Source organism: Arsenophonus endosymbiont of Aphis craccivora (assembly GCF_013460135.1).
Lineage (GTDB): Bacteria > Pseudomonadota > Gammaproteobacteria > Enterobacterales > Enterobacteriaceae > Arsenophonus > Arsenophonus nilaparvatae.
Genome location: NZ_CP038155.1, coordinates 129,417 through 149,455 on the forward strand (window position 1 = coordinate 129,417; position 20,039 = coordinate 149,455).

At 39.6% G+C, this 20,039-nt stretch carries 13 protein-coding genes and 8 pseudogenes; 16 read left to right on the forward strand and 5 right to left on the reverse strand.

Translation table 11 applies throughout. From position 1 onward, the window contains the following. Window positions 1–115: 115 nt before the first annotated feature. The gene (locus tag E3U36_RS00660; protein ID WP_238337470.1) at window positions 116–1,171 is read right to left on the reverse strand and encodes a YeiH family protein; all 1,056 of its coding nucleotides are present in this window, start codon (window positions 1,169–1,171) and stop codon (window positions 116–118) included. Window positions 1,172–1,357: 186 nt separating this feature from the next. Here E3U36_RS00660 and E3U36_RS00665 point away from each other — a divergent pair. The 5 genes and pseudogenes from E3U36_RS00665 to E3U36_RS00685 all read left to right on the forward strand — a co-directional run bounded on the left by E3U36_RS00665 (window position 1,358) and on the right by E3U36_RS00685 (window position 7,077). Continuing rightward, window positions 1,358–2,222, forward strand: a pseudogene (locus E3U36_RS00665) (LysR family transcriptional regulator). 146 nt (window positions 2,223–2,368) lie between these two features. Next, complete coding sequence (locus tag E3U36_RS00670; RefSeq protein WP_180816773.1) at window positions 2,369–3,856, forward strand: amino acid permease; 1,488 nt, start codon at window positions 2,369–2,371, stop codon at window positions 3,854–3,856. A 253-nt stretch (window positions 3,857–4,109) separates the two neighbouring features. Continuing rightward, window positions 4,110–5,192: pseudogene (locus E3U36_RS00675) on the forward strand (ABC transporter substrate-binding protein). Between the two features lie 9 nt (window positions 5,193–5,201). Further along, window positions 5,202–6,293 carry a FecCD family ABC transporter permease gene (locus E3U36_RS00680; RefSeq protein ID WP_180816774.1) on the forward strand — a complete coding sequence of 364 codons (1,092 nt, stop codon included), beginning with the start codon at window positions 5,202–5,204 and terminating at the stop codon, window positions 6,291–6,293. Continuing rightward, a pseudogene (locus E3U36_RS00685) lies at window positions 6,293–7,077 on the forward strand (ABC transporter ATP-binding protein). The gene E3U36_RS00680 and the pseudogene E3U36_RS00685 overlap by 1 nt, the downstream one beginning before the upstream one ends. Before the next feature lie 211 nt (window positions 7,078–7,288). Here the strand turns inward: E3U36_RS00685 and E3U36_RS00690 are convergent. After that, window positions 7,289–7,432, reverse strand: coding sequence for a hypothetical protein (locus E3U36_RS00690; protein ID WP_180816775.1), 144 nt, complete (start codon window positions 7,430–7,432; stop codon window positions 7,289–7,291). Here E3U36_RS00690 and E3U36_RS00695 point away from each other — a divergent pair. The 4 genes and pseudogenes from E3U36_RS00695 (at window position 7,426) to E3U36_RS00710 (ending at window position 12,125) form a co-directional block, all read left to right on the forward strand. Continuing rightward, a pseudogene (locus E3U36_RS00695) lies at window positions 7,426–8,349 on the forward strand (IS5 family transposase). The gene E3U36_RS00690 and the pseudogene E3U36_RS00695 overlap by 7 nt on opposite strands. Before the next feature lie 55 nt (window positions 8,350–8,404). Beyond that, window positions 8,405–10,264, forward strand: a pseudogene (locus E3U36_RS00700) (ligand-gated channel protein); the annotation flags it as partial. A 276-nt stretch (window positions 10,265–10,540) separates the two neighbouring features. Beyond that, complete coding sequence (locus E3U36_RS00705; protein WP_032114629.1) at window positions 10,541–10,756, forward strand: hypothetical protein; 216 nt, start codon at window positions 10,541–10,543, stop codon at window positions 10,754–10,756. After that, window positions 10,746–12,125 carry an APC family permease gene (locus E3U36_RS00710; RefSeq protein ID WP_180817472.1) on the forward strand — a complete coding sequence of 460 codons (1,380 nt, stop codon included), beginning with the start codon at window positions 10,746–10,748 and terminating at the stop codon, window positions 12,123–12,125. The genes E3U36_RS00705 and E3U36_RS00710 overlap by 11 nt, the downstream gene beginning before the upstream one ends. A gap of 107 nt (window positions 12,126–12,232) precedes the next feature. Here E3U36_RS00710 and sbcB read toward each other — a convergent pair whose 3' ends face one another. Next, on the reverse strand, window positions 12,233–13,660 hold the full coding sequence (gene sbcB, locus E3U36_RS00715; RefSeq protein WP_180817473.1) for an exodeoxyribonuclease I: 1,428 nt from the start codon (window positions 13,658–13,660) through the stop codon (window positions 12,233–12,235). Window positions 13,661–14,109: 449 nt separating this feature from the next. On the opposite strand from sbcB, the pseudogene E3U36_RS00720 reads away from it, so the two are divergent. Further along, window positions 14,110–14,430, forward strand: a pseudogene (locus E3U36_RS00720) (DUF496 family protein). Between the two features lie 123 nt (window positions 14,431–14,553). Here the strand turns inward: E3U36_RS00720 and E3U36_RS00725 are convergent. Beyond that, window positions 14,554–15,477, reverse strand: coding sequence for an IS5 family transposase (locus E3U36_RS00725; RefSeq protein WP_180816776.1), 924 nt, complete (start codon window positions 15,475–15,477; stop codon window positions 14,554–14,556). Between the two features lie 114 nt (window positions 15,478–15,591). Between E3U36_RS00725 and E3U36_RS13105 the strand changes: the two are divergent. The 6 genes and pseudogenes from E3U36_RS13105 to E3U36_RS00750 form a co-directional block, all read left to right on the forward strand. Further along, window positions 15,592–15,672, forward strand: a pseudogene (locus E3U36_RS13105) (hypothetical protein); the annotation flags it as partial. A gap of 27 nt (window positions 15,673–15,699) precedes the next feature. After that, window positions 15,700–16,260 (forward strand): hypothetical protein, encoded by a 561-nt coding sequence (locus tag E3U36_RS13110; RefSeq protein WP_369412946.1) that lies wholly within the window; start codon window positions 15,700–15,702, stop codon window positions 16,258–16,260. Next, on the forward strand, window positions 16,232–17,656 hold the full coding sequence (locus E3U36_RS00735; RefSeq protein ID WP_238337471.1) for a DEAD/DEAH box helicase: 1,425 nt from the start codon (window positions 16,232–16,234) through the stop codon (window positions 17,654–17,656). Before E3U36_RS13110 ends, E3U36_RS00735 begins: the two co-directional genes overlap by 29 nt. A gap of 30 nt (window positions 17,657–17,686) precedes the next feature. Further along, a complete protein-coding gene (locus tag E3U36_RS00740; RefSeq protein WP_180816777.1) occupies window positions 17,687–17,863 on the forward strand; it encodes a hypothetical protein in 177 nt (58 codons plus the stop codon). A gap of 23 nt (window positions 17,864–17,886) precedes the next feature. Beyond that, complete coding sequence (locus E3U36_RS00745) at window positions 17,887–18,114, forward strand: hypothetical protein (RefSeq protein ID WP_180816778.1); 228 nt, start codon at window positions 17,887–17,889, stop codon at window positions 18,112–18,114. A gap of 158 nt (window positions 18,115–18,272) precedes the next feature. Continuing rightward, on the forward strand, window positions 18,273–18,437 hold the full coding sequence (locus E3U36_RS00750) for a hypothetical protein (protein ID WP_180816779.1): 165 nt from the start codon (window positions 18,273–18,275) through the stop codon (window positions 18,435–18,437). Between the two features lie 50 nt (window positions 18,438–18,487). Here E3U36_RS00750 and E3U36_RS00755 read toward each other — a convergent pair. Then, a pseudogene (locus tag E3U36_RS00755) lies at window positions 18,488–19,889 on the reverse strand (tyrosine-type recombinase/integrase). Between the last annotated feature and the right edge of the window lie 150 nt (window positions 19,890–20,039).

Below are 20,039 nucleotides of genomic sequence, written 5' to 3' on the forward strand. Positions count from 1 at the left end.
TTAATTATGACACTGTTGGCTTAAAAAATGAAATGCATAGGCTTAAGTCATTTAGGCATTAATAATGTCTGTTTGTTAACGACAGGGGAGATAAAAAACAAAATTTTATCTGATGTTAATGAAAAATAGATTGCATCGATGAATTTATAAATAACCCACCGATAGTTAGCCAGCCCAAAAGACACAAAGCCATCACCAGTGGTTTGACCCCGGCTTGTCGAATTGCACTTATATGTGTAGTTAATCCAAGTGCAGCCATCGCCATAGATAATAGAATAGTATCAAGGGTAATAATGGATTGAACTAAAATTTGTGGCAATAAATGAAAATAGTTTATGTATGCAATGATAATAAAAATTATTGCAAACCAAGAGAGCACAATAGTGGGCTTTGATTGCGATAAATTGCTAGTTACCATTTTGCGCTTTAGATAACCTGATAATATCAATAAAAATGGTGCTAACATCATAACGCGGATCATTTTACTGATCACCGCACTGTTTTCTGCCTCAGGGCTGATCGCATGTCCAACAGCAACTACTTGAGCAACTTCATGAACGCTCGAGCCAACAAAAATACCAAACTGAGCCGGATCAAGTGAAAACCAGTGATGTATTTGATTTAGATGATAAAACCACGGATAGAGAACAATAGCCAAGGTACCAAAAATAACGACGGTTGCTACCGCAATGGCAACTTTATCTGCCGATGTTTTGATGACAGACTCGGTTGCTAAAACCGCAGCTGTGCCGCAAATGCTACTACCGTCTCCAATCAAAATGGTGGTTTGACTATCCAACTTGAAAAAATCTTTGCCTAGTAACAGCGCAATTAAGAATGTAGAAGTTAGCATAATTAAATCGGTCATAATACCAATCGTGCCTACATCCATAATTTGTTGAAATCTCAAACGAAAACCGTACAAAATAATCCTGGTTCTTAATAAATAATGTTTAGCGAATCTGATCCCTTCATCACAAACGGGTTTTACGGCAAAATAAACGGTGTTTCCAATCACAATGCCCAATAAAATAGCCAAGCTTAGAGCACTTAGTCCAATATTGGCAAACCATTCGTTATTACCAAGATAAACGGCAATAGTAGTTACAAAACCCGTTAATAATAAGCCAGGGATAAATTTAAAATTTTTATGCTTAATAGGTGTTGCCATAACTGTTTTAACCATAGGTTTATGCAATATGCATTATCTCATTCTTTTATAAGCATATATCATTAGTATCTATCTTGAAAATGGATTATTTTTGTATTATCTATTAATAAAAGTGGTAAATTGATAGTTGGCTAGATTATTATGATAGTTTGATTTATGTGATTAATTAATAAAGTGAGCATTGTTATGCGAATAACCTTTAGACAACTTGAAGTTTTTATTGAAATTTTACAATGTGGCTCAACAACACAGGCAGCTCAATCATTGTCATTATCCCAATCATCTGTAAGTGCTGCTTTAACAGATTTGGAGTCCCAACTTGAGGTGCAGTTATTTGATAGAGTTGGTAAACGTTTAGTTACTAATGAATATGGTCGGCTATTATATCCAAAAGTATTCGCGTTACTTGAACAGGCGACAGAAGTTGAACAGATTTCAAAAAAAGGCTTAGGTGCCGTAAAATTGGCAGCAAGTACGACAATTGGTAACTATATGTTGCCAGGTAAATTGGTACATTATCGTCATGATAATCCGACTATTCCTTTTGAATTATTAATAAATAATACTGCGGAAGTGATTAAAGCGGTACAAGAATTCAAGGTTGACTTAGGATTAATTGAAAGCAGCTGTTATGAATCAGAATTGATCACTATACCATGGAAAAAAGATCAGCTGGTGGTATTTTGTGCGCCAAATAACCCACTTGCAGGCCCGTCAATTAAAGCAACATGAGCTAGAAAATGTGGGCTGGATTTTGCGTGAAAGCGGTTCAGGAACCTGCAATATTGTTGATCAACTGTTATTAAGTAAACTAACTCAGTGTAATATTTTAATTGAATTTAATAATTCTGAAGCCATTAAGCATGCAGTTATGAATAGCATGGGAATAAGCTGTTTATCTTCACTCACGATTGAAGAGCAATTAAAAAATGGCTCATTGGTTGCGTTAAATATCGATAAACTCGAACTTTCACGTACATTATATTTAAATCATCATCAAAATAAGCATTTATCTAAGGCGTTGTTACTTTTATTAGAATATTGTCAGTGAAGTTTTTAATATCAAGATCCTGCGCAATACTAATAAATTTTAGTCAATTATGAAGGGATCTTATAACTGAGAATAAATGCTTATTTATGTAACACTGTCTGTTACAATCACTGACGTTAAGATCCACGTTGAATAAAAGGTCATTAATGTCAGAACAATCAACACATACATCACAGGGCGCTACAACAAAATTGCGCCTAGAACTAAAAGCACGTCATTTGACGATGATAGCTATTGGCGGCTCTATTGGTACCGGATTATTTGTTGCTTCCGGCTCAACTGTAGCGCAAGCTGGGCCAGGTGGTGCTTTATTCTCTTATATTATTATTGGTTTAATGGTTTATTTTTTGATGACCAGTTTAGGCGAGCTTGCGGCTTATTTACCCGTTTCTGGCTCTTTTTCTACTTATGGTTCTCGATACGTTGATGAAGGCTTTGGTTTCGCTCTTGGCTGGAATTATTGGTATAACTGGGCGGTCACTATTGCTGTTGACTTAGTTGCAGCGCAATTAGTGATGGGATACTGGTTTCCTGAGATTGATGGCTGGATTTGGAGTGCGATTTTTCTGTTGATCATTTTTATGCTTAATTATATTTCTGTCAAAGGATTTGGCGAGGCAGAGTATTGGTTTTCTTTAATTAAAGTCATTACCGTCATTATTTTTATTGTGGTTGGCATATTAATGATTATTGGCATTTTTCGTGGAGCAGAAAATGCTGGCTGGCATCACTGGCAGATTGGTGAAGCGCCTTTTGTGGGAGGCTTTTCGGCAATGATGGGGGTTGCTATGATCGTCGGTTTTGCTTTTCAGGGTACGGAATTAATTGGTATTGCCGCTGGTGAATCTCAAGATCCAGGTAAAAATATTCCTAAAGCGGTGCGCCAAGTATTTTGGCGGATTTTGTTATTTTATGTTTTTGCTATATTGGTGATCAGTTTAATTATTCCATATACGGATCCACGTTTGCTGCGTAATGAGGTAGCTGATATTAGTGTTAGTCCTTTTACCTTAGTTTTTGAAAACGCCGGATTATTATCCGCGGCTGCCGTCATGAACGCGGTTATTTTAACTGCAGTATTATCCGCTGGCAATTCAGGGATGTATGCTTCTACCAGAATGCTATTTACCTTAGCCAAAGAAGGAAAAGCACCAAAAATCTTTTCACGCTTATCACCGGGTGGGGTTCCTCGCTATGCCTTGATTGCAACTACCGTTGTGGCAGCACTCTGTTTCTTAAGTTCAATGTTTGGCAACCAGGTTGTTTACTTATGGTTACTGAATACTTCAGGTATGACCGGATTTATTGCCTGGTTAGGGATTGCTATTAGCCATTATCGTTTTCGTAAAGGTTATATGTTGCAAGGCTATGATTTAAATAAGTTACCCTATCGCTCAGGCTTTTTCCCTATTGGCCCTATTTTTGCTTTTGTTCTCTGTTTAGTCATTACATTAGGCCAAAATTATCAGGCATTTTTAGCGGACAAGATTGACTGGTATGGTGTTATTGCTACCTATATTGGTATCCCTTTATTCCTGGTCATATGGTTTGGTTATAAACTCGTCAAGAAAACCCATTTTGTTCATTATCGGCAGATGGATTTCCCTGAATATAATGAAAATTTAAACAAATAATTGACAAAAATCCTATCAATTTTCTATCCAGGCACACTCATTTTATGGGTGTGACGAGCTTTATTTTTTTACTTAGGTCAAAGAATAAAATAAAAAAAGTAACGTTAGCAATAATCGTATTGATAATAATTATTATTTGCTTTATTGTTACGCGCCAATCGGATCAGTTGAATGGATAGGCAATCAAGTGAAGTTTGCGTGTAGTTTTATCACCAAGGGCGTTAATGGTAGTTTATTAGCGGGTGTAACGTTAATGGCATTGTTTGCTGCATGGTCAGTAACGGTTACTGATTTAGCGGGTCGCACTGTTCAGATACCGGAGAAGGTAAATCGCATTCTGTTGAGAGAAGGACGCTTATTTCATGCGATTGCTTTACTGGAAGGAAATAAACCTTTAGCGCGCCTTGTTGGCTGGCAAGGTGATTTTCGTAAACTAGATCCACAATCATATGCGGTTTACAAAGCCAAGTTTCCAGAAATTGACAAAATTCCTTTAATTGGTAATACCAGTGCTGAAAGTGTTAGTGCGGAAAAAGTATTAACCTTAAATCCTGATATTGCTCTTTTTGGCTTATCCGGGCACGGCCCAGGCAAAAATAGTGAATTGGTCATGCAACTCGAAAAGGCTGGTGTACCAGTTGTTTTTGTTGATTTTCGTAGTGAGCCACTAAAAAATACTTTACCGAGTATTCGCTTATTAGGTAAGGCTTTGCATCGGGAGCAACAGGCTGAAAAATACGCCAATTTCTATGAAAAAAATCTTAAGTTAGTAACGGATATTACCAATAAAATTGCTAACGATAAAAAACCCACTGTTTTTATTGAATTAAGAGCGGGCTCGTCCGAAGACTGCTGTGGTACGGCAGGAAACGGTAATATGGGCAATTTTATTGATTTAGCCGGTGGGGTAAATATTGCCAAAAATGCGTTACCCGGACCATTAGGGATGATGAACCTTGAGAAGGTCATTGCTGATGATCCTGCAATTTATATTGCCAGTGGAGCCAAGATGCCTGGCAGCAAAGAGCTAGGAGTACAATTAGGTGCTTGATCGTCAAAGCAAGCAGCCATAACCAGTTTAAGCAAAATAACCGAGCGTAAAGGTATCAAGACCCTTACAGCCGTTAAAGATGGTCGCAGTTATGCTATTTGGCACAATTATTATAATTCGCCCTATAACGTTATCGTGACACAAGTTTTTGCTAAATGGTTCTATCCAGATAAATTTGCCGATCTGGATCCGCAAACTACGATGAAAGAGTTATATCGTCAATTTTTAGCGATAGAGCCAACTGGTATCTACTGGATTAGTCAAGACTCATTAAAAAGCAGGTAATTATTTTCAATGAGTATGACAACTGAACCTATGTCAGCTATTAAGCAGCAAGCTAATCATGATGGCATAAATATTAAGGCTCATTATCAATATATATTGAAACGCCGTATTATATTGATAATGGCAATCATTATGTTAATTGTGCTGTCATTAGTGATTGATTTTACCTTGGGGCCATCAGGTCTTTCAGTAGCCAAGTTATGGCAAACATTGGTCTCACCAGCGAGTGTTGATATTGGTACTCATGTGATTGTTTGGGATATTCGCTTACCCTATGCATTAATGGCTGTCACTGTTGGTATGTCACTTGGACTGGCGGGTGCTGAAATGCAGACCATCTTAAATAATCCGTTAGCCAGTCCTTTCACATTAGGTGTTTCTAGTGCCGCGTATTTTGGCGCCGCATTAGCGATCGTTTCTGGCATTGGCATTGCCGGTATCCCTGAACAATGGTTTATTTCGGTTAATGCTTTTATTTTTGCTTTACTAGCGTTCTTAATGCTAGATGCGATCACCCGTTGGACCCGCATTGCAACTTCCGGCATGGTACTATTTGGTATTGCATTAGTATTTACCTTTAATGCCTTAGTTTCGATGATGCAATTTATTGCCACGGAAGATACCTTACAGGGACTAGTCTTCTGGACAATGGGCAGTTTGGCAAAGGCAAGCTGGACTAAGCTGGCAATGATGGCCACCATTTTTGCGGTCATTTTTCCCATTTCTATCATGAGTGCCTGGAAGTTAACTGCACTACGTTTAGGTGAAGATCGTGCAATCAGTTTTGGTATTGATGTCCGTCGGTTGCGTTTGGCGACATTATTAAGAATTAGTATGTTATCGGCTTTATCCGTTGCTTTTGTCGGTCCTATTGCTTTGATTGGTTTAGTCGCTCCCCACATTGCTCGCATGATGTTTGGCGAAGATCATCGATTTTATTTACCGGCCAGTGCCTTAATTGGTGCTTTAGTGTTATCGCTAGCTTCGATTGCATCAAAGAACATTATTCCAGGAGTCATTATACCTGTTGGTATTGTCACTTCTTTGGTTGGCGTTCCCTTTTTCTTAAGTATGATCTTGCGACATAGAGGTAATATTTAATGATAAAAGGATTACGAATAAATCAATTTAATGCAGGTTATCCTAAATGTCCGGTGATCCAAAATTTATCCACCAATATTTTACCCACTGGGAAAATTAACGTTTTACTTGGGCCACATGGTAGTGGTAAATCTACGTTATTGGGTTCTGTAGCTGGATTAAATAGCGCTGCTGGCCAGTTATGGTTGAATGGGCAGGATTTAATGGCAATGAATTTTGCTCAACGTGCCAAACAAGTGTTTTATTTACCGCAATCATTACCAAATGGTGTTCATTTACATGTGCTGGAATCGATTATTGTTGCCCAACGTGCTGCTGGCGGAAATTGCGATCACATTTGCCAATTAGAGGTTATGAAACTACTACGGCAATTAGGCATAGAGCATCTGGCACTGTGTTATTTAGATCAGCTGTCAGGTGGACAAAAGCAGCTAGTGGGTTTGGCACAATCACTTATTCGGCAACCAAAGCTATTGTTACTCGATGAACCATTAAGTGCACTGGATTTAAATTATCAATTTCATGTTATGGATTGAATTGCTAAAGAAACTAAGCGCAGAGATATTATTACTATCGTTGTTGTGCACGATATTAATATTGCCTTAAGACACGTGAACATATATTAATGTTAAAAGAAGGTCGTTTGGTTGCATAGGGTGCGGCTCGAGAGGTTATTAAACCTGAAAATCTGGCTGATGTTTATGGTGTAGTTGGACGCATCGAGCACTGTTCGCAAGTGGTTCCTCAAGTCTTAATCGATGGATTAGTCGCTAATTTATTCTAATTAAAAATATCAAATTAATTAGGCTGTGCTTTTCGAGTGAAATAAAAAATTAATAAAAAGATAGGGGAAATTAATTTCACTGGCATTTGAGTGTATGTCGATTATCTGACTAATAAATAATCCTGGTATTTCTTGGAGTATAGGGAATTAATTTTTTTAATAAAAATAAATTAACGTTAATTATTATTATCACGTTTATTTCTGCTGCCGGTTATGCTGCTGAAGATAGTGATACCATTATGGTCACTACCGCAGCTGGTTTTAAGCAAAAAAGGCTTTGTTGAATAAATCGAACTTTTAGGTGATTGGCGGAGCTGATCGCTAAATTCGTTTCAACATCAGGTCCCCATGGCAAAGCAAAAGTTTAAAATTACCAACTGGCCCGCGTACAACAAGGCACTCAGACAACGCGGTTCCCTGACGGTCTGGCTTGATGAGTCGGCCATCGCTGGATGGACTGACAGTTCTTCGCCTGAAGGTCGTGGCCGGCCGCTTTACTACAGCGATATGGCTGTTACCACTGTCCTGATGATGAAGCGTGTGTTTAACCTGTCGCTCCGGGCATTACAGGGCTTCGTTGATTCGATTTTTAAACTCATGTCTTAGCCGCTGTGCTGTCCGGACTACTCGCTGGTCAGCAGACTAGCAAAGAGCGTCAACATCAGCATAAAAACGCCAACGCGTGGTGAAATCTCGCATCTGGTCATCGACAGTACCGGTCTGAAGGTCTTTGGCGAAGGTGAATGGAAAGTCAGGCAGCATGGGGCTGACAGACGAAGAGTGTGGCGCAAGCTTCATCTGGCAGCAGACAGTGTGACTCATGAGATTATCTGTGCCGACTTATCGCTCAGCGGAACGACAGATGCGCAGGCACTGCCGGGCCTGATTAACCAAACCCACCGGAAAATCACGGAAGTGTCAGCAGACGGTGCTTATGACGCCTGTTCCTGCCAAGATGCGTTGCTAAGAAAGAAAATCAGGCCCCTTATCCCGCCGCGAAGCGGAGCGAAATACTGGCCGGACAAGTACCATGAACGTAACCATGCGGTGGCGAATCATCGTCTGAGCAGGAGTAATGATATGTGGAAAAAGAAAGTGGGTTATCACCGGCGTTCAGTGGCAGAAACAGCGATGTTCCGCATAAAAACTTTGCTGGGTGGCCATCTGAGGCTGCTTGACTATGAGGTTCAGGTAGGTGAAGCAATGGTGATGGTCAAAGCGCTGAACCGTATGACGTTGTTGGGTATGCCACACAGCGTCAGGATCGGATAACAGGTGTAGCAGAGGGAGCCATCCTGTCGGCTAATTCTGATTTATTCAACAAAGCCAGCAAAAAATTGAAGATGCGCCTGCATCTATTCCAGTCATAGAAAGAAAACAATTAGAAGATAAGGCTTATCGTGATGTTACCGATACATTAAAGGATCTGCCTGGTGTTCATGTGATAGGGGGTGCAAGTAACACTGATATAAGTATTCGAGGCATGCCAGCAAAGTACACCATGATTTTAGTTGATGGCAAACGGGTAGATACACGAAATACTCGACCCAATAGTGATGGCTCTGGCATAGAACAAGGTTGGTTGCCGTTCTTGGTTGCGATTGAACGTATCGAAGTTGTGCGTGGTTAGATGTCTTCACTTTATGGCTCAGATGCCATGGGGGGAGTGATCAACATCATTACTCGCAAAATAGGTAAAACCTGGCATGGTAGTTTGCGAGCGGATACAACTATCGCTGAACGTAGTAACTCGGGTAATGCGGGTCAGGGGAGTTTTTATCTGGCCGGTCCATTAATTGACGGTGTGTTGGGAATGAAAGCAAATGGTCTTTATTCCCATCGTAATGAAGATAAATTTGTTGGTGGTTATAAGAAACAGTCAATGGGTAATGCTGGGGTAACATTCTCATTTACTCCCGATGAGCAGAATAATTTTGATTTGGATTTAAAGCACGATGAACAGCCACGTGACTCGACGATTGGTAAAACCCGTGCTTGCACTAAACGGTCATGTGAAGATGAGAATACCACTTATCGACGTAATAACTATGCATTGACGCATAACGGTAATTATCAGTGGGGTTCAATGGATACATTTATTCAACGTGATGAATCCGAGAACCCAAGTAGAAAGATGAAATATAATGATAACTTACTTAAAAACCAGACAGTATTTGACTTAGATTCACATAAGCTCAGTATTGGTGGTCAGTATCGCTATGAAGATTTACATGATCAAGACAACCAATTACCGACAGCGACCAATGTTAATCAATTAACCCGTTGGCGTTGGGCATTATTTACCGAAGATGAATGGACGATCACCAATGATTTCAGCTTAACCGCTGGTATTAGAATGGATAAAGATGAGAATTTTGGTGCACATTGGACGCCTCGCTTATATGGTGTTTGGCATATCAATGATCAATGGATACTTAAAGGTGGCGTTTCGAACGGATATCGTTCACCTGATTTACGCCAAGTGGCGCCTAGCTGGTGGCAAATAACTGGCGGTCAAACAAGTAAAGGGATCATTCTCGGTAATTCAAATTTAAAACCGGAAAAAAGTATTGGTCAGGAAATTGGTTTGTTATGGAATAATCAGGATGACCTGAATATCGGAGTAACAGTTTTTAATACTGATTTTAAAGATAAAATTATGGAATATCGTCTCTGTGGCGATAAATTAGCCGCTTGTAGTAATGCGATTATTCCCAATGGCAGTCAATATGATTTTATAAGTACACGTGATAATGTTGATAAGGCACACTTGCGTGGTATTGAGGCGACATTTGATTGGCAAATCATGGATCATCTATCAATGGCAGCCAATTACACCTACTCAGATTCTGAGCAACTAAGTGGCAATTTTAAGGGCCAAGCCTTTAGTCAAACACCTAAGCATATGGCGAATGCATCGTTAAGCTGGCAGGCAACCACTGAATTAGAAGCTTGGACACGGGTAAATTTCCGTGGTAGAATCAATCAATATCTTTCTCGTTCATCGATGGCGAATAAATTACCCTCTTATACCTTTGTTGATCTGGGAGTAAATTACGCGCTGAGCAAAAATCTTTCTTTATTCACAGGGGTTTATAATCTTTTAGATAGGCGTTTAGTGGATAATGATAATAAAGCCCTATTAGATGGCCGCCGTTACAATTTAGGATTAAATTATAACTTTTAAAATTATTTTGAGTTAAAAAGTTAGCTAGCTATACTCATGGTAACAGCTAGCTAATTTTTTATTAAAAATTAAAAAAATATTGCTATTTCATAGGATGAAGTGCAGAATGTGCCATCAGAAATAACTGATGCTCATTAATTGCATCAGTTATTTTTTTATTTGTAAGCTGATTTATTTAATTTTATATGAGGCCGGAAACCTGGCCGGAGTTGATACAACTGTTAGAAAAAACGTGTAGTCAAACCAAAGCAGACTACTGTAGTGAGGAATGCTATTATGGCGCAATTATCTATTTTTGCACCTGTGCCAATGGGTCATGGTTGCTGTATTATTGATGACTACGGAGCGTTCGGCTTCGAAGATAACTTATTCTCTCATTTCTCTTTTTTCTCAGCCTATAGGCGTGAGCGAAGTCTTCCTTATAACTATCGATTTAGGCAAAATAGCCAGGCTAAATCGGAAGTTGTAGGAGGTTTTGGCCATGTCTCATGATATCCAATTAGCTCTCAGTAAAGAATCTACCGAGATAAATAATCGTGCGCAACTGGTTAAGACATTAACTTTAATCCAGGTTGTCATGATGGGGCTGGCTTATTTGCAGCCAATGACGGTTTTTGACACTTTTGGTTTAGTGTCATTAAAAACTGATGGACATGTTCCTTCTTCTTATATCATTGCTTTGATTGCTATTCTTTTTACTGCATTGAGTTATGGTAAATTGGTAAAACGATTTCCTTCGGCGGGATCGGCCTATACCTATGCACAAAAATCGATGAGCCCACATTTAGGTTTCATGGTGGGATGGTCATCTTTGCTTGATTATTTATTCATGCCGATGATTAATATACTGTTAGCAAAAATTTATCTGGAAGCTATCTTTCCGGCTGTTGCGCCTTGGATTTTTGTGGTCGGATTAGTTTTTTTGATGACTATTTTTAATCTACGGGGTATCAATTTAGTTGCTAACTTAAATACCATTATTGTGATTATTCAAATCGCTGTTATGCTAGTTTTTTTAGCTGTTTTGATCCATGGATTATCTAAAGGCGAAGGTTCTGGTCAGATTTGGTCACGGCGACCTTTTACCTCCGAACAGGCGCATTTAATTCCGATGATCACCGGGGCGACGATTTTATGTTTTTCATTTCTCGGCTTTGATGGTATCAGTTCATTATCGGAAGAAACACCAAATGCAGGAAAAGTAATACCAAAGGCGATTTTCTTGACGGCCTTAATTGGTGGTTTGATTTTTATTGGCGTTTCTTATTTTTTACAGCTGTATTTTCCTGATGTTTCGCATTTTAAAACACATGATGAATCGCAACCTGAAATTATGCTATATGTTGCTGGTGCACTTTTTCAGTCTATTATTTTGGTTTTCTCTTGTGCAACCGTATTAGCATCAGGTATGGCTGCGCATGCAGGAGTTTCTCGTCTCATGTATGTGATGGGACGAGATGGCGTATTTCCTGAGCGTTTTTTTGGTTATGTTCATCCAACATGGCGAACCCCAGCTTTTAATGTCATTTTAGTTGGCATGCTGGCGTTAACGGCAATTTGGTTTGATATGGAAATTGCCACAGCATTGATTAATTTTGGTGCATTAATTGCTTTTACCTTTGTGAATCTTTCGGTTATTTCGCAATTTTATTTTAGAGAGCGTCGCTGTCATACTTGGCGGGATAAATTTAATTACTTAATTCTACCTATTATGGGCGCTTTAACCGTATCAGTGCTTTGGATCAATTTAGAGAAAACTTCCATGCTATTAGGCATGGTATGGGCAGCGGTGGGGATTTTTTATATGGCAATTATAACCAGCCGTTTTCGTCGGCCATTACCACACATGAATGACGCTTAGTGATCGCAAATTTTAGCGCTATCGACGGTTTCACCACAGCAAAGGCCAATTATTTGGCCTTTTGCTATATTAGCTAACCCGTTTTTGTATGTTATGACGAAACACAATTAACTGGCTATCTGTTTGGCATAATCTACCAGTGCTTTTAGTTGCAGGCACTTTTCTTTATCTTCTTGATGTTCAATAAATAATTGCTCGATAGTTTGCAAATATTCGGTTATTTTCTCGCTGGTCAATCTATCGCGTCGGTGATGTAACAAGGCAAGCTGTTCTTGTTCTGTCAATATGGCCGGATAGTTCCTGGCACGGTAACGAAAAAATAGTTGCTTCATGCGCGGATCGTCAAATTTAAGATCCAATGCGGGTAAATTTTGCGGTAAAGTTTGACGGATAATAGCCATTGTTGAACGATCATTATCACCAAAAAAACCGGAATAAAGCTTAGTATCTACATCAGTTGCTTCAGGAAAGGGTTGCGGTTCGGTAAAAAGCTGAATAACTTTATCCCGCACTTCACTATGTTGTCGCAATATGGCTAAGTTATTCAGACAGACATCGAGATCTAGTGCTATACGTTGTGCATCTGCTGCCCGCAGTGTGTTGGCCGGAGCCAGAATTGGACATTTATTAATATGTATCAGTTTAATAGGAATGGCTAATTCACCGGATAACTCTGCTTTGGGTGTGTATAAACGTTGCCTTAGAGTATCACTATCTAATGTTAACAGTGGGCTAATGTCTGCCGCTAGATCACAGGCAATAATGGCATTACGGTTTTCGGGATGCCAGGCCAGTGGTGCCATTAGACTGGTATTAGCTCGTATTGCGCCCAAAATGCCAGAAACATGCACTAACGGGGTCATGGCAATAATATCAATCAATTGGCGAATTTCATTTTTATTTCTTAATTGAAAGAAGTAATTGAACATCCTTGGCTGTGCTTGCTTAACTAATTTTGCCATTTCGATAGTAGCAAAAACGTCGGCCATTGCATCATGAGCATTTGCATGCTCAATACCGTTTGCAGTGGTCAGATGTTCTAATTTGAAACTAGGTAGTCCTTCATCATTGCTAGGCCAGTTAATGCCATCAGGTCGTAGCGCATAGCAAGCGCGTAACACATCCAGTAAATCCCAACGTGAATTACCTTGCTGCCAGCTATAAGCATAAGGATCATAAAAATTACGGTAAAAAATATGACGAGTCACTTCATCATCAAATCGAATATTGTTGTAACCGACAATACAACTATTGCCTATGCTAAAGATTACATGAATACGTCTAGCAAATTCAGCTTCATTTATGCCATGAGCTATTGCATATTGGGGCGTAATACCCGTGATCATTACGGCTTGAGGTTGAGGGAGATAGTCATCGGCAGGGGCACAGTAAAAAATTTGTGGCTCTTCGATAATATTAAAATTTGAGTCGGTTCTGATGCTGGCAAATTGTGCGGGTCGATCGAGAGCAGGATGCTGCCCAAATGTTTCATAATCGTGAAACAGAAATGAGGATTTTTGCTTATTGGCCAAAATATTTTCCCAATTCTTATGTAGCGCAATATGTTGTTTAATAATATTAAAATATTCCAATCTGACAATGAATGTTTTTTTACTCCCTGTGTTAACTTATTTTTAATGACTGATTGCTGAGTCCAGCAGAAATGAATTTTGTATTTTAAATTATCCGTAATCGCAATAATACGCCGTTAATGGATACTTAAGCTGAATGTCATTATTATGCAATGAATTATCATAGTATTAGTGCTAACTTTGAAAATTTCACTTATTTATCATTTTTTGTTTAACTAAATTTAGGTTATTAATAACACAAAATTAATAAAGACAGAGCAAAAGCGTCATTATCAGTGCAAAGATAATAAAAAAGAGTAAAAATCTTAGAAATTGGATTGTGTCATTAAGTTAATCGCCGTATCGTGTAGTTTATTATTCATAATGCATATGTTTTATTGAAAGGTATAGAAATGACAAGTAAAAATAAGCAGTCATTCCAAAATGTACTGGAGTTTGTACGTATGTTTCGTCGTAAAAATAAGATCAAACGTGAATTTAGCGGATAATGAAAAACAATTCGTGATAATCAGAAACGAGTTTTGCTGTTGGATAACTTAAGTGAATATATTAAAGAAGGTATGACCATTGAAGAGATCAGAGAAATAATTGCTAATATGCGTAGTGATTATGAAGATCGGATCGATGATTATAATATCAAGAACGCAGAATTATCAAAAGAACGTCGGGAGTTATCACAAAAATTGAAAACCACGGCTGATACTAACGGCTAATAGAATTTGCTTAGAGTTATGAATTCCCTGTAACACTTTTTTATTACAGGGATTTTATTAATCGTTACGGCTTTGTTGAATAAATCAGAATTAGCCGACAGGATGGCCCCTCTGCTACAACTGTTATCCGATCCTGACGCTGTGTGGCATACCCAACAACGTCATACGGTTCAGCGCTTTGACCATCGCCATTGCTTCACCTACCTGAGCCTCATAGTCACGCAGCCTCAGATGGCCACCCAGCAAAGTTTTTATGCGGAACATCGCTGTTTCTGCCACTGAACGCCGGTGATAACCCACTTTCTTTTTCCACATATCATTACTCCTGCTCAGACGCTGATTCGCCACCGCATGGTTACGTTCATGGTACTTGTCCGGCCAGTATTTCGCTCCGCTTCGCGGCGGGATAAGGGGCCTGATTTTCTTTCTTAGCAACGCATCGTGGCAGTAACAGGCGTCATAAGCACCGTCTGCTGACACTTCCCTGATTTTCCGGTGGGTTTGGTTAATAAGGCCCGGCAGTGCCTGCGCATCTGTCGTTCCGCTGAGCGATAAGTCGGCACAGATAATCTCATGAGTCACACTGTCTGCTGCCAGATGAAGCTTGCGCCACACTCTTCGTCTGTCAGCCCCATGCTGCCTAACTTTCCATTCACCTTCGCCAAGGACCTTCAGACCGGTACTGTCGATGACCAGATGCGAGATTTCACCACGCGTTGGCGTTTTTATGCTGATGTTGACGCTCTTTGCTCGTCTGCTGACCAGCGAGTAGTCCGGACAGCACAGCGGCAAAGACATGAGTTTAAAAATCGAATCAACGAAGCCCTGTAATGCCCGGAGCGACAGGTTAAACACACGCTTCATCATCAGGACAGTGGTAACAGCCATATCGCTGTAGTAAAGCGGCCGGCCACGACCTTCAGGCGAAGAACTGTCAGTCCATCCAGCGATGGCCGACTCATCAAGCCAGACCGTCAGGGAACCGCGTTGTCTGAGTGCCTTGTTGTACGCGGGCCAGTTGGTAATTTTAAACTTTTGCTTTGACATGGGGACCTGATGTTGAAACGAATTTAGCGATCAGCTCCGCCAATCACCTAAAAGTTCGATTTATTCAACAAAGCCCAAGTTGGTAAGAATTTTTCTAATTGGATTAAAGACCGTATTAAGCATTACGGATTTGTTGAAAATATCGACTATGCAGTTTTCGCCAATTATGGCGAAAACCCCTTAGGAGGTCGTCCGGCAAAGGAATATCACCTTTCCCTCGACATGGCAAAAGAGCTATCAATGGTTGAGCGTAACGAAAAAGGGAAACAGGCAAGGCAGTATTTTATCGAATGTGAACGACGCGTTCTACAACCTCAAACATTACTACCAACAACAAAAGAACTGGCTCTCATGGTTGTTCGTGCCGAAGAAGATAAAGAAAAGTTATTACTGGAAAACAAAAGCCTTTCAACCGAAAACGATTGTCTTAAAAATCTCTTCAAAGAAGGTATGACCCCTACCCAATTTAGCAAAATGCTTAACGGGGTAAACAGTCAACAGATAAATCATTTTCTGGCAGGACTTAAATGGCTCTATAACGAAAGTAAGTCCGGTAACAATTTACGCTGGCGTGTTGCCGCTACCGCTCGGGATAAATATTTAACCGAAAAACAAAACGAAATAAGCCCACATGGTGCGAATAGTGTCATTAGTTATCGCCCTGTTTTACTTAGAAAAGGCACACAGCGACTCTATGACCAGTATTTGGCTGACAAACTCCCTATGAAAAAGAACTGGAACGGATTACATACCCATGACAAAACTATCCAGATTGTCGCCTGAACAAAAGACAATCGCTAAAACCTTCAACACTCGCGCTTACCAAAATCTCATTATCAATCACCTACTCGATATAAAACGCTCAAATGTCTGGGCGGGAATGGGAATGGGTAAAACAGCAGCAACCCTGACGGCATTAGAAAATCTCTATCTTGCAGGCAGTGAAACCAAGCCCACCTTGGTGTTAGCCCCTTTACGGGTAGCCCAATCCACCTGCCCGGATGAAGCGCTTAAATGGAACCACCTCCATAATATCGAGGTACAACCCATCATTGGCACCGCCAAAGCGCGTATTGAAGCACTCAAAAATACCCATGCCAGCGTATTTACTATCAATTATGACAATCTCGTCTGGCTGGTTGACATCCTCGGAGACAGTTGGCCTTTTGGTACGATTATTGCCGATGAGAGCACTCGGTTAAAATCATTCCGGCTACGCAGAGGGGGTAAACGCACCGCAGCCCTTGCCAAAATCGCGCATAAATTTGTTCATCGCTGGGTAAACCTAACAGGCACGCCTTCACCCAATGGCCTGATGGACTTATGGGGGCAAGCGTGGTTTGTTGACCAGGGCGAACGGATAGGCAGAACGCATAGTGCGTTTACGTCCCGCTGGTTTAATCGTATCCAGTTTCCTGGACAACAGTGGAGCAGATTTGAGCCTTTAGGATTTGCTAATCTACAAATTCAGGCAGCTCTCAGTGATGTCACCTTATCCCTTAATGCCACTGACTGGTTTGATATCGAAGAACCGATACACAACGTTATCAACATTACGTTACCCGCTAAAGCGCGAGCGCACTATCAGGCGATGGAAAAAGAACTGTTTCTTGAGTTGGGTGATAGCGCTATTGAAGCGTTAAATGCCGCTGCAAAAACAATAAAAACTTTGCAAATTGCAGCAGGCGCTATTTATAGCGATGACAATCACAACTGGACAGAAATACACGATGCCAAAATCCACGCACTGGAAAGTATTGTCAATGAAGCCGGGGGAATGCCAGTACTGGTTGCTTATCACTGGAAGCATAACCTGGAGTGTTTATTAAAAGCCTTTCCAAAAGGCAAAATGTTAGACGCTAACCCACAAACCCTTACCGACTGGAATAATAGCAAAATTCCGATGCTTTTTGCCCATCCTGCAAGCTGTGGACACGGCTTAAATTTACAGGACGGCGGTAATATTCTGGTCTTTTTCTCCCACTGGTGGGATTTAGAGCAGTACCAGCAAATTATCGAACGTATCGGCCCCACCCGTCAAGCGCAAGCCGGACATAACCGCCCTGTCTTTATCCACCATATCGTCGCTAAAGATACACTCGATGAAGCGGTCATGGAAAGGCGCAATTCAAAACGGGCAATACAGGATTTATTACTGGAAGCAATGAAAAGGAAATAACAGTATTTTCCTAGTTAAGGAGAAAACCGCATGTGGATTTTAATCTTGGCTATGTACGCAAGCCCTTACACATCAAGTAGCGTAGTCAGTCTTCATACCCAAGAATTTGACACTGAAAATATGTGTCACTTCGCCGCTAAACAGTTTGAACGTGAATTTGAAACTGTCAAGGATATCAACGCCAAAGCGATTTGCGTTAAGAAATAAGCTAATTTTACAGAGGTTCAACCATGAAACTTAACATCATCAAATTATTAATCACGACATTATTGTTTATCAGCGCCGCATTTGCTTTTGAATTGATAGTGGGACATGTTGCGCATGCCGATGCCGTCATTGACCCGCAAATTAAATGTAGGCATGGCGAATTAGGCAATATTCATTTAGGTGGGCAAGATACTGGTTATCGGCATTATGATAGAGCCTGCACTTATCGTTTATTTTGGGGTATTTCTTGACACATTGAAGAAGTAGTCTAGAGCGAATAGCCATTACCCCACCTGAATTTACCCCACTCAAATTATCCATACCGAAAAGTAAGCGTTTACCAATTTGATATTTAGTGATAAATATATGCAAAAATTTTATATTGATAAATTAATATATTGAGGTAACCATGCAGATTGCTAAAAAACAATATCAAGATAATGATTTGTTAAATATTGAAGAAGTATGTGAATTAATTGGAGGCATAAGTAGTAAAACTCTTGCAGATTGTAATAATACACACCGACATAGAAAAGTTTTATCCCCTATCCGTTTTACTAGTAAAATAGTTTGATATGAGTATAAAAACGTAAAAGCTTTTATTGAAAAATGCCTAAGTATCTATTAGTATAACTTGCGACGCAATAAAGCAGCCTTAGTAAATACACTATTTTCATGAGCTTCAAAAGCTTGACGTTTCAATACCATTTATTCTTGTAATATCTCTTCTGAAAAATCATAATGTTCAGCCATAGGATCAATACATCCTATCTGAGTGATGTAAGCATAAAAGGCTTATTTCACGTGTATCAGACCGTGAAAAGCCTTTTGCTCTCATCTGAACAATGACATTGCTTTTTAAAAACTTTCTACACATAGTGTTAAATGCCCCAGCTTTGCCCTTCACTGTACCTTCATGAGTAATGCCTTTCACAGCATCCGCAGGACTATTCGTTTTAACTAATTTATCTAATGATCTTTTTGCAAAGGTTAGATTAGGATCTCTAGGTTGCAAGAAAACGAACATATGATTACAATTTGGAACTGAGGCATTCCATTCTCTCTGCTCTTCCAGAATTTTTTGCATTTCACGAGTTATCGGTAATCTAAATTCCTTTTGGGTTTTCATTGCGCCTCGCATACCTGTAACCCCCGCAGGATATATGATTTCCAGATTGTCTAGATCAACATACTCCCAACGTAAATTAGATACATTTATAGGTCTTACACCGGTCACTATCATAAATCTGACTGCATTTTTTTGGTGTATAGAAGAGCAGGAAGAAACATTTAACCAAAGTGTTGCAATGGATTCTAGATCAGTAAAGAATCGTGTTGGTTGGGGTTTTTGAACCCTAGAGGAAACATAGTCATTTGGTAAACTGGCTGCGATATTCTTTCCGTTACAATACAGTGGTGCGGCATATTTCCAAAAACGTCGCAATTCAGCAAATAACTCAAAAGATTGATTATTGGATTTTGTTTGGATCCAATAATCCAGCACTTCAATTAATCGATAATAAGTTACATCGCTAAAAATTTCACGAGGTTCAAAGGTTTCTTTTAATTGTTTAATTCGACAACAATAAGTTTTATAACTATTTTGGCTAAGCTTAGTGCGCTGAACCTTCCCCCATAAGTCTTTCTCGTATAAATCCAATAGTTGGTGAATAGACTCTGCTTGAAGTCCATATTTTGCTAACTCTTGGGCTTTTTCCCTGGCCAATGGCAAGGTCTATTCAGGCCACTCTCCTAATCTTTTCCCTTTTAACCCCATATGCTTAGGAAACTCAGCATATATGGTAACTTTACCGACCTTATTAAAATCTAACCTTAAATTATATTCTTTTTCGTATTTTGATCGACGCGGTTTACCTGAATGTTTTAAAATAGATTTAGCTGCCGCAACACAAATCTTCATGTGGGAGCTAGTATAAAGTGGTTTACACGATTCCCAACGCTTTAAAGCTTCTGAATATTCATCAGAATAAGTATTTTTTTGCTTTTGTGTTGCTATAGCGGCCATTGAATTTACCTTTTAAAACAGAGTATTGAATACAATGCTCACAAACTTAATATTTTTAGATAGTAAAAACAGTATGTGTTGCTATTTTGTGTTACATAATTAGGTTTTTCAATGTAATGTATACTGTATGAAATTACAAATCATAGATAA